At 26.2% G+C, this 6,807-nt stretch carries 7 protein-coding genes; 6 read left to right on the top strand and 1 reads right to left on the bottom strand.

Annotation, left to right across the window (positions count from 1 at the left end):
• Window positions 1–155: 155 nt before the first annotated feature.
• The 5 genes from ACRDBA_RS04845 to ACRDBA_RS04825 all read left to right on the top strand — a co-directional run bounded on the left by ACRDBA_RS04845 (window position 156) and on the right by ACRDBA_RS04825 (window position 4,554).
• A complete protein-coding gene (locus tag ACRDBA_RS04845) occupies window positions 156–1,052 on the top strand; it encodes a hypothetical protein (RefSeq protein ID WP_438571794.1) in 897 nt (298 codons plus the stop codon).
• Between the two features lie 113 nt (window positions 1,053–1,165).
• Window positions 1,166–1,405 carry a hypothetical protein gene (locus ACRDBA_RS04840; protein ID WP_438571793.1) on the top strand — a complete coding sequence of 80 codons (240 nt, stop codon included), beginning with the start codon at window positions 1,166–1,168 and terminating at the stop codon, window positions 1,403–1,405.
• 169 nt (window positions 1,406–1,574) lie between these two features.
• Window positions 1,575–2,486, top strand: a complete 912-nt coding sequence (locus ACRDBA_RS04835) for a metallophosphoesterase (protein WP_438571792.1) — start codon at window positions 1,575–1,577, stop codon at window positions 2,484–2,486.
• Window positions 2,487–2,855: 369 nt separating this feature from the next.
• Window positions 2,856–3,590 carry a CpsB/CapC family capsule biosynthesis tyrosine phosphatase gene (locus ACRDBA_RS04830; protein WP_438571791.1) on the top strand — a complete coding sequence of 245 codons (735 nt, stop codon included), beginning with the start codon at window positions 2,856–2,858 and terminating at the stop codon, window positions 3,588–3,590.
• 208 nt (window positions 3,591–3,798) lie between these two features.
• On the top strand, window positions 3,799–4,554 hold the full coding sequence (locus tag ACRDBA_RS04825) for a CpsB/CapC family capsule biosynthesis tyrosine phosphatase (RefSeq protein WP_438571790.1): 756 nt from the start codon (window positions 3,799–3,801) through the stop codon (window positions 4,552–4,554).
• 82 nt (window positions 4,555–4,636) lie between these two features.
• On the opposite strand, the gene ACRDBA_RS04820 is transcribed toward ACRDBA_RS04825, so the two are convergent.
• Entirely contained in the window at window positions 4,637–5,605 is a 969-nt protein-coding gene (locus tag ACRDBA_RS04820; protein WP_438571789.1) for an LCP family protein, read from the bottom strand.
• 636 nt (window positions 5,606–6,241) lie between these two features.
• On the opposite strand from ACRDBA_RS04820, the gene ACRDBA_RS04815 reads away from it, so the two are divergent.
• Window positions 6,242–6,807: YveK family protein (locus ACRDBA_RS04815; protein ID WP_438571788.1), on the top strand; the 566-nt coding region annotated here is incomplete at its 3' end.

Genomic DNA, 6,807 nt, shown 5'->3' with positions numbered 1-6,807 from the left:
GAATGTCCAAGTGCACCAAAGGGTGACAATAAGTTATATGCTGAATTTAGCATATTATCTTAATTAAATTATTAAAGGGGAATATGAAGTGCATTCGTATTCCTTTTTTATTAAGATTATTTCAAGCAATATATTTTATAAGGGAGAGGTAAAATTTGAAGGAATATAGGTTGTATGGATTAAATATAAAATCAGAAATAGAATTAGACCAGTTAATGCCTCTAAAGGAAAAAGCAAAAGATTATATTAATATAAAATATGGAGATATTCCAAATTATATAGAAGAAGAAATAAAAAAGGGTTCAACTATAAAGGTATCTAAAGAAGTTGTGTGGTTCAATATAAGAGAAATAGCAACATTTTATATTACTAATGGAAAAGATATAGTAGTAAGAAAATATAAAGATGCAGATATGACGCTTTTAAGGATTTACTTAACATGTAGCTGTATGGGCTTTATAATGCTACAAAGAGATATGGTAGCTATTCATGGTGGAGTAATAGTAATGAATGATGATGCAGTAATAGTAACAGGTGATAGAGGAGCAGGGAAATCAACATTAACTACTGCACTAAGAAAAAAGGGGTATCCCTTCTTAGCTGATGATGTAGCATCAACATTTATAGATGATGGGCCAATGATATATCCAGGCTTTCCATATCAAAAGCTTTGTGAAGATGCTATGGAAAGTATGGGATATAATAAGAAAGAGCATGAATACTTTTATGGTGATGGAAAGAGAAAGTACGTAGTCCAAGCTGTAGAAGATTTTATAAATAAAGAAAAAAGATTAAAGGCTATTTTTAACTTAAGAGTTGGAGATGTAGAAAAGGTAATAATAGAAGAAATAAAGGGAACAGAAAAATTAAGTATAATAACTAGAAATATTTATAGAGTAGAATTTATACAAGCCTTTGGTGGGATGTCTTCTAAATATTTTAAGGAATGTTTAGAAATAGCTAAAAGTATTAAGGCATATAGAATAATAAGACCTATTAAAGGCTTTACTACAAATGAACAAATAAAATTAATTGAAGAAAAAATATTTTGATTATAAATTGCAAAAAACATAATATTAAGAAAATTATTTGTAATATATTGAATAATATAGTAGAATATACTTATAAAACAAACAATAAACATATGAGAAAAAGGGTGAAAAATATGGGAAATAAAGAATGGAAAGATCCAGAAATGAAGGAATTATCTCTTAATGAAACAGAGGCTACATGTCCATATGATTTAGGTCATGGATATGATGATGTTAATCATACACACAGCTGTAGATGTGGAGTATCATTTCCTACATTTGCAGAATTAGTAGCACACGAAAGACAATTTACAAATGAAGTAGATGAAAATGGTGAAAAAGTTCATCAAATGTATTGTACAATAATTTCATAAGTAATTATAAATATAAAAGAAATTGATGAAAATCAATTTCTTTTTTTATGGGTATTCTATCCTAATATATGATAAAATACTAATTGATTATTAATAAAATTTTTTAAATTTATAAATTAAAATTATAAGAAAAAATTATTTTAAATCAGTATTAGAATAAGGAGTAGATATGTCTATAAAAGTAATGATATTTATAAGTATAATAGCAATAATAATGAGCCTAATAATATATACAATTATTGATAATAAAAGAATTAAGGTAGTAAGGGAGCTAATAAAGATAGATGGACTTCCAAAGGAATTTCAGGGATATAAAATATTGCAAATAACAGATTTACATTGCAAAACTTTTGGAAAAAATCAAGGTAAGCTTTTAAATATCATAAATTCAATAGATTACGATATAATTGCTATAACAGGTGATATGGGAAGTAGACATACCACAGATATATCTCCATTTACAGATTTATTAGATGGAATAAAAAATAAAGAAAATATATTTTATGTTCAAGGAAATAATGGACCAGAATCTATAAAAAAGATAAAGACAGGAAAAGGTAAAGAAAAGAAAGTTTATTATGAAATAACAGAAGTAGGAAAATTTCTACAGGAAAAGGGATGTAAGCTATTAGAAAAGCCTTATCCTATAAAAAGAGGAAAAGAAACCTTATGGATATCAAAGTTTTTAAATAAAGATGTATTTTATGATTTGGAGCCTAGGGCTAAAATAGAGGATAAAAAGATAGTAATTACTCATTATCCAATGAATAAATATTTTTATAAAAAGATAGCTCCACCATTAATGGCAAATTACGATTTAGTAATAGCAGGTCATTATCATGGGGGACAGTATAGAATACCATTTTATGGTGCATTTTTTGTGCCTGACTCTAATGGGAGTAATGGACTATGGCCAGAGCAATATGAAGTTAGTGGATTAAATACTTGGGGAAGTTTTAAGCAATATACTAGCAGGGGATTAGGGGCAAGCTGTGCTATAAAGATGTTAGAGTTTAGATTATTTAATACACCAGAAATAAATTTATTAACTTTAACATCATATTTAAATGAAAGTGAATAAGCAAAAGTAAATAATTAAGATTAAATTTCTACAAGGTTTATAAAAAAATAATTATTTGAATTTGAATAGCTACTACTCTATAAAGTTATGACTTTATAAAGTAGTAGCTATTTTTTATTATGTTATGTTTTAACTTAGTATTGGTAAAATTTATATTAAGAGTTAAGAGTTAAGAGTTAAGAGTTAAGAGTTAAGAGTTAAAAAGTAAGAGCGAAGAGTTTAGTAAAAACTCTTTAGGGAGTTTTATAGAGTGCATTTTACTTAGGAAAATTAATTTTAATTAACAATTGTAAAATAATGGTAGATAATATTTTAAATTTAGTTTAAAATATTATTGTGGGTTAGTAAGTGTGAAGGGGTGTGAGGTATATGGTAGATATCAATTTTCAGTTACCTGGAACAATGAATAAAATGGAAGATTATGATAGGGTAATAGAAAAGGTTAGAGCTGTCGAAAAAAGTGGAATAAATAAAATTGTAATAGCTCCTTGTTACGACAAGGAAGTTTATGAACAAAGTGCAAAAGATATAGAAGCAATAGTAAACAAAATAGGATTAAAATTAAAAGAAGAAGATATAAAGGTTGATGTATATCCTGGACACACCATGTTTGCAGATAATAAAAATGTAATAGCATATCTAAATGGTGAAGTAAATACGTTAAATAAGGGAAGATATATTTTAATAGATCTTAATGGTAAGGTAAATAACGAAACATTAGATGTAATATATGAATGTACTTTAAGAGGGCTAATTCCGATAATAGCACATCCAGAAAAATATAGAGATTTACATGTTGATAAGAAAAAAATAGATGAATTAATAGAAATGGAATGTTTGTTTCAATTAGATTTAGCTAGCTTAAATGGAGACTTTGGTAGATATATAAAAAGGCTTGCAAAGAAATTATTAAAAAAGGATTTATATGACTTTATAGGAACAGAAGAAAGTTTTAAAATAGCAAAAATTCCAAGGAAAAAGTTAGATATTTTTAAAGAAAATGGGATGAAATTATTAAAAGATGAAAGAATAGAAAATCATATAAAACAAAAGAAGATAAAAGTGGGAAAAATCAAATATTCTGATGATTATTTTAAAATGTAAATAAAGAGAGAAATAACAAGAACTAACTATAAAAATGTCGATAAAAGTAGGCTGTAGTTGGTTCTTTTTTAGTATTTAAAAAGTAAAATTAAAGCTTAAATTTAAGTTTACAAAATTTGTGAAAAGATTGTTGTAAGTATAGAAACAAGCAAAAAAATGTTATAAAATTCACTATAGGGGAAAAAGGATTTTTAGGGAGGATAAAAAAATGGTAGATGTGAATTGCCAATTACTTGCAGAAAAAACCATAACAGAAAGTCACTATAATAATGCATCTGATTACATAAAAACTTTATCAAGAAAAGGGATAAAGTCTGTAGTACTTACTTCAGAGTATAGTGAAAATGGGGAAAACATTTCAATTGATGAAATGAAATCTAGAGTTGCAAAAATTAATGAGAAATTATCTAGAAGTAATGTAAATGTTAAAGTATACTACGGACAAGTTCTAGATATTTCAGAAAACACAATGTTTGAAGCTATAGAAGGAAAGGTTCAAACAATAAATAATTCTAAATATATATTAGTTGATATGAAAGAAGATATGTCAAAGAATAAAATTGAACAAACATTTGAATTAGTAGTAAAGGGTTTTACACCTATAATAGTAAGTCCAGAAAGATATGAGCAAATTAAAGAAAAATCTTCAAGAATAGAAAAGCTAAAGGAAATAGGATGTTTATTTCAATTAGATTTAAATAGTTTAGATGGAGTTTATGGAAAAGAAGCAAAAAAGACAGCTAAGCTTTTATTAAAAGAAGGTATATATGATTTTATGGGAACAAGAGCTAATCAAAACATTCCAGAAACAATGAAATTAAAACATATGTCTTCATTAAAAAGTTATGAAAGTAAATTCGATAGAAATGGAACAAAGGCTATAAATAATGAAGAAATACTAAATCATACACAAAGAAGATTAAAAAAGAAAAGCTTTAGTTTCTCAACTATTTTAGCTAGATAAATTATATTATAAAAATACCCAGTATAATTAAGCAAATCCTATTATAATAGATAGGGGGAAGCTTAATCTACTGGGTATTTATTTATTCACCGTATATAAATTCACGAATTTGGTTTTTAGTTTCTTCGTTATCAAATGTTAGATAGTAAATTCCATCTATAGTTTCACCTTGGCAAAATCCATCTCGTGGGAATCTATCTTCTTTTAAAGTTGGAGATTTCATATCAAAGATAGTAGTTCCAAGTGAAAGTAATTCAGAAGTAGAAATATTAGTTTCTATTAAAGGTAAAAAGTCATTTAATAATGATGGATATTGAGTTGGATTAATTTTTATAGCTTTTTCAAAAATACCCTTCATTATAGTTCTTTGTCTTTCTGTCCTTTTATAGTCGCCTCCTTCAGCATATCTAATTCTAGTATAAGCTAAAGATTCACCACCATCTAAAATATAAGAACCTGGTGCTGTAAGTAAAGGCTTGCTAGCTCCTGTTTTACTATTAACACTATTAATGTGATTATTTATATGAGATAACTCATCTTCTTGAAGAGTTACTTCTATTCCTCCAAGCTTATCTATTATGATTGGAAGAGAAGTAAAGTTAACTGACATAAACTTGTCTACACCAACTTCGAAGTTTTGATTTATAGTGTTTAAAGCTAGTACAGAATTACCAAAGGCAAATGCATGATTAAGCTTATCCATACCATAATCAGGAATATTAACATAGGAATCTCTCATTAAAGATGAAAGTTTAATTTCCTTTTTATTAGGATCTATACTTAAAATCATTATTGTATCAGAACGACCAACAGAAGCATCAGGAGCGTCAATTCCAAATAAAGCTATATTTATAATTTTTTCATATGTAGGGTATTGAGATAGCTCTTCTTCAGTTTTTGGAGTAACACCAATCTCTTCTTTAGTAGTTTCTACACGATTGATTTTACTTGATAAATTATAGGCATAAGCCCCTAATCCTAAAACTACTGTTAAAGGTATAGCTAAAATAATAAGTATAGCTATCAACCATAGTTTTGTTTTCTTTTTCATATTACACCTCTCAAAATATTATCCTTTAAATAGCAAAATAATAAAAAAAAGTAACAGATAATTACTTTCCTGATAATTATACACTAAAAATATGAAAAGCATATAATTTTCTCCGTATCTTCTGTACAAGCAAATTATAGAAGGGTGAGACGAAAGTTTAATTATAATTTTAAAAATATTTAAAAAATAACTTAAAAAACTTGGCTTTATAATTACAAATTTAGAATAAAAATATTTATAAGTAAAAAAATGCAAAAAAATGATAAAAAAACATTAATTTCTTTAAAAAACACTAATAAAAAACACAACAAAAAAATCGTACAACATATTTCGACAACAACTTTTTCTTTGAAACAGTATTTTTTTAATGGATAAATTTAATTAAAACAATATTAAAATATCAAAAAGCATAAAGATATAAAATGCAAATGTTTACTTATGTATTATTTATAAATAATTTGTCAAATTTAATTTGGGAAAATATTCTTATAAAGTTATTATTTATTAAAGAGAGAGGGGCGAATAACTTTTATTATATTGATATTATGATATAATTTAAAGGTCGAAAAAATGAATTTTTAATAAAAAAGTAATAAAGAATTGAAAAACATGCAATATTGGAGGGCTTAAATATAAATGGAAGAACAAGTAATTAGTATAGAAGAATTAATTGAATCATTAAAGAAAAGATGGAAGCTTATTGTAGCAATAACAGTAGTTGCAACATTAATATCAGGTATTGTTAGCTTCTTTATATTAAAACCTGAATACGAAGCTAGTACAAAGGTCTTTATAGGAAAAGAGGAAGCAGCAGTAGAAGGATATAATCAAAATGATGTAAATATGTATCAAAAATTAATGAAGACATATGCAGAAACAATTAAAACTAAAGACTTAGTAGGAAGAGCAATAGGAAATGTATCTACAGATTTAACAGCTGGACAAGTGTTAAGTGGATTAACAGTAGTTCCAGTAGCAGATACTCAAATCCTTCAAATAAAGTTTAAGGGTGGAAATCCAAGTGAAGTTGCTTCAATAGTAACATCAGTAGGAAATGAATTTATAGAAACATCTAAGCAATTAGTACCAAATGGTAATATTCAAATAATAGAATCAGTAACAACACCTAAAAATCCAGTAAGTCCAAATAAAAAGATGAATATAGCAATAGCATTTCTTTTAGGATTAATGGTAAGTGTAGG

This window comes from Clostridium sp., from assembly GCF_051654825.1.
GTDB lineage: Bacteria > Bacillota > Clostridia > Clostridiales > Clostridiaceae > Clostridium.
The sequence above is the reverse complement of the archived record's forward strand: the minus strand, read 5'-3'. Positions and strand labels throughout refer to the sequence as shown.

Coding starts and splice junctions, on each gene's coding strand:
- ACRDBA_RS04840 (WP_438571793.1), top strand. CDS start 1,166: ATGGGAAATAAAGAATGGAAAGATCCAGAAATGAAGGAATTATCTCTT.
- ACRDBA_RS04835 (WP_438571792.1), top strand. CDS start 1,575: ATGTCTATAAAAGTAATGATATTTATAAGTATAATAGCAATAATAATG.
- ACRDBA_RS04830 (WP_438571791.1), top strand. CDS start 2,856: ATGGTAGATATCAATTTTCAGTTACCTGGAACAATGAATAAAATGGAA.
- ACRDBA_RS04825 (WP_438571790.1), top strand. CDS start 3,799: ATGGTAGATGTGAATTGCCAATTACTTGCAGAAAAAACCATAACAGAA.
- ACRDBA_RS04820 (WP_438571789.1), bottom strand. CDS start 5,605: ATGAAAAAGAAAACAAAACTATGGTTGATAGCTATACTTATTATTTTA.